Source organism: Streptococcus sp. oral taxon 431 (assembly GCF_023115445.1).
Classification (GTDB): Bacteria; Bacillota; Bacilli; order Lactobacillales; family Streptococcaceae; genus Streptococcus.
Genome location: NZ_JALDUI010000005.1, coordinates 1 through 3,457, shown reverse-complemented (window position 1 = coordinate 3,457; position 3,457 = coordinate 1). Strand labels below are relative to the sequence as shown.

Genomic DNA, 3,457 nt, shown 5'->3' with positions numbered 1-3,457 from the left:
TTGGGTGCCTTTAGCACTAATCTCGCCTGTATAGGCTGGCAACTCTGGTTGAACTAGGGATTCGCCTTCATGGCCTGCTTCTTGAGTTCCTTTAGTGCTAAGTTCGCCTGTATAGGCTGGCAATTCTGGTTGAACCAAAGTTTCGCCTTCGTGGCCTGCTTCTTGAGTGCCTTTAGCACTAAGTTCGCCTGTATAGGCTGGCAATTCTGGCTGAACCAAAGATTCGCCTTCGTGGCCTGCTTCTTGAGTGCCTTTAGCGCTAAGTTCGCCTGTATAGGCTGGCAATTCTGGTTGAACCAAAGATTCGCCTTCGTGGCCTGCTTCTTGAGTGCCTTTAGCAGTAGCAATTTTCTCTGACTGGTCTTGGAAATCTGATGCTTTAAAGTAACCTACGTACTCGTATCCTTCAATTTGAATGACACCTTTTGCCAAGTCCTCTTGACTACTTCCAGCAATCGTTTGGTTATAAGACACCAAGATTTTATTCTCAAAGGCTTGAGCTGACTGAGGGATAAAGTAACTACCACCTAGAGCTCCAATAAAGAGAATACCCAACATTTTATTACGATGTTTTTTAGACATCACCACAACAACCAAAGACGCTGTTGCAAAACCAAGAGTTGCTAGGGCCAACTCCTTGCTTCCAGTGTTCGGCAATTGTTGAGAATTCACTTCCTTTTTTCTGTAAACAAGATAGACAACATCATCTTGCTTTAAATCTGAAGGAAGTTCGCGATGGATCAAAGCCTTTTCTGCTTCTGTCAATTCTTGTTCAGCCAAATAACGGTAATGAACTTGGTTTGGTGCTACCACTTCGTTAGCTGCAACAGTTTCAACTAAAAAGTTGTTTGCTCCCAAAAGAAATGTCCCGATAACTGCAGAACCTACACCAACTGAGAACTTTCGAATAGAGTATTTAATAACTTTATCAAACTGCATTTTTCTGTTTTTCATTTTAAATCTTTCTAATGTGATCTATTGGATATTGAGCACGCGCCCCTCCAATGAGTTTTGGTCGACTAGCAAGTGCTGTCACATGAGCCAGACCAATCTCTCTTAAGACTGGCCGAATGGGTACCTGAACATGTTTGATATGCATACCGATAGCTGTATCACCAATATCCATACCAGCATCTGCCCTGATAAATTCGACCTCCACAGGATCCTTCATATAGCGAAAGGCGGCCAATTGACCAGAACCTCCTGCATGTAAGGTCGGGAGTACACTCACAATCTCCAACTGATGTTTTATAGCTACTTCTCGTTCAACAACTAAAGCCCGATTGACATGTTCACAACCTTGAACAGCCAGGTGAATTCCCTTAGCCGTCAACAGTTCCAACATAATCTTGACAATAAGTTCACCGATTTCCTGACTCGAATCTTTTCCGATGTGTCCTCCCAGCACTTCACTCGAAGACAAACCCAAGACAAATAGTGCTCCCTCCTGTAAAGAAGCCTTGTCTAGTACATCTTCAAGAATCTGCTGTGTTTCTGTTTGAATCCGTCTTTGGTCCATTTTTCACCTCGCTTTTTTTCATTCTATCATATCGTTTTTCATCAATTTTAGCAAGGTTGGAAAAGATAGGGGTCCATTTGCTCGGATTCAAAAACTATATGAGGGCTCTTTTCAAAAACTGATTCAAATTTTATCTATTTTCAAATATAAACTAAAATTATACTTTGAAAACAAAAAAAATATAATAGTTTAGTAAAATCGTTGATGTAACAACATTTACACCTAAAAGATTTGTCAGTCAATTCGATTCTAAACTACCGAAAGTAACTTCCTCCATTCTACCCCATTTCTTACTTTTAAGCTACTACTTTACCTTATTTTTTGGACTTTTTTTCTACTTTGTACTAACCTTTGATCATTCAGAAAACTTTCATGAAATTATGCTAAAATTTTAATTCTACTATCAAATTATAATATAGCAATTTTTTGAATACAAACTGTATCCAATTTTTTAAAAATAGATTTTACAGAGAAGATAACAAAAGGCAGTGGGACAGAAATCGATAGACAAAGTCTAGATTTCGTAGTCCCAGCCCCGCGAGGATGATTAGGAGCTTTTTGGAGTCTAATACTCAATGAAAATCAAAGAGCAAACTAGGAAGCTAGCCGCAGGCTGTACTTGAGTACGGCAAGGCGACGCTGACGTGGTTTGAATTTGATTTTCGAAGAGTATAAAAGACGAACAGAAAGTTCAATCAACTACCGCGTCAAAGTTTGATTGCTAATAAAAAGTGAGGTCGGGATCTTTTGTCCCAACCTCTTTTTCTAGATTAAACTTTTTGGAGTCCTTGGACAGCATCATGATTGATGAGTAATTGCCCATATTCTTGTAAGACAGAACGGCTGATATCACTATCATCTGCAAATTCGCGCATACGTGCCAACAACCAAGCTGGATAAAGGCTAGGTTGATCTTCTACATCAACTAAGACTGTCAGATAGTACTGGTCATTCATCTTATAGAGTTCTGAAGTTTCCATTTGGTAGTCAACCGTTTTTGCAAAAGAAACCAAACTAGATAAATCGTCAAAACGTAAGATGTAGTAGATATAAGGCTCTCTTTTTCCTTCTTCTACTTCGAGAGCTTCATCAAGCGCTGCTTCTTCTTCCTTTTCAACCTGCTCTAAAGATTGAATAGCTTCAATATCATCTTTAGTTTTTTCTGCCATGGTTTTCTCCAAGGTTTTTAAAAACTCATCTGGAGACATTTTAGCCAACTCATCCATATCAGGAAGATCTGCCAAATCGTCAAAATCTAAATTCTGGTCGATCTTAGATTTTGTCACAAAAACGTCAACCTTGTCTGGCTTAGGTGTTACTCGGAAGCTGAGCATACCTGTATCCAAGAAACTATCTGGCATTTCTAGCTCATCCAAGATTGCATAGAAAAACTCTTCTGTTTTTTCCTGTGGAACGAGAAAGTCTGCGATTTCCATTCCACGATCCATCAAATCTTCTAAAGACATGGTGATTTTTAAAGTCGTATCACTGATTTGTTTCATTTTCATAGTTCGTAACCTCATACTTTCAGTTCTATCTATTATACAAGATTTCAAAAATTTTATCAAAAAAAATGGCGTTGGGTTATCGATTACTATCTAGTATAGAATACTTATTACGTTATCACCCTCTTTATTATCAAAGATAAAACACTACATTATGCGCTTGACTTAGTTCGTTCCAAGATTAAAAGAGGATAGAAGTCCCTCTCAAAAATGTTCAAATTAAATATTATGTAACAAAAAGAAGACTCTGTAAGGTCTTCTTCAGATTGAAGACAAAGTCCTTGGAAGTGAAGTTTCTAAGGGCTTTTCTTTGTGTAAAGTCGTATAATAGAGGTAAGAAGAGTTGTGAGGTGTTCCCTATGTTTCACAAAGAAAAACCTGATTATAATCGTAAGCAATATGGCTTCTATACAATAGACGAATTGGTCCCAAA

The 3,457-nt window shown here is 38.3% G+C and carries 3 protein-coding genes; all 3 read right to left on the bottom strand.

The window, feature by feature from the left end; all coding sequences use genetic code 11:
* Positions 1-954 (bottom strand): YSIRK-type signal peptide-containing protein (locus M1R56_RS04325; protein WP_248034735.1); only part of this gene is annotated, 954 nt, incomplete at its 3' end.
* A 1-nt stretch (position 955) separates the two neighbouring features.
* The gene (locus tag M1R56_RS04320; RefSeq protein ID WP_248034734.1) at positions 956-1,519 is read right to left on the bottom strand and encodes a TIGR01440 family protein; all 564 of its coding nucleotides are present in this window, start codon (positions 1,517-1,519) and stop codon (positions 956-958) included.
* A gap of 770 nt (positions 1,520-2,289) precedes the next feature.
* Complete coding sequence (mecA, locus tag M1R56_RS04315) at positions 2,290-3,027, bottom strand: adaptor protein MecA (RefSeq protein ID WP_000782671.1); 738 nt, start codon at positions 3,025-3,027, stop codon at positions 2,290-2,292.
* Between the last annotated feature and the right edge of the window lie 430 nt (positions 3,028-3,457).

What these genes read in the sequence shown, in the direction of transcription:
- M1R56_RS04320 (WP_248034734.1), bottom strand. Translation starts at nt 1,519, where the DNA reads ATGGACCAAAGACGGATTCAAACAGAAACACAGCAGATTCTTGAAGAT.
- mecA (WP_000782671.1), bottom strand. Translation starts at nt 3,027, where the DNA reads ATGAAAATGAAACAAATCAGTGATACGACTTTAAAAATCACCATGTCT.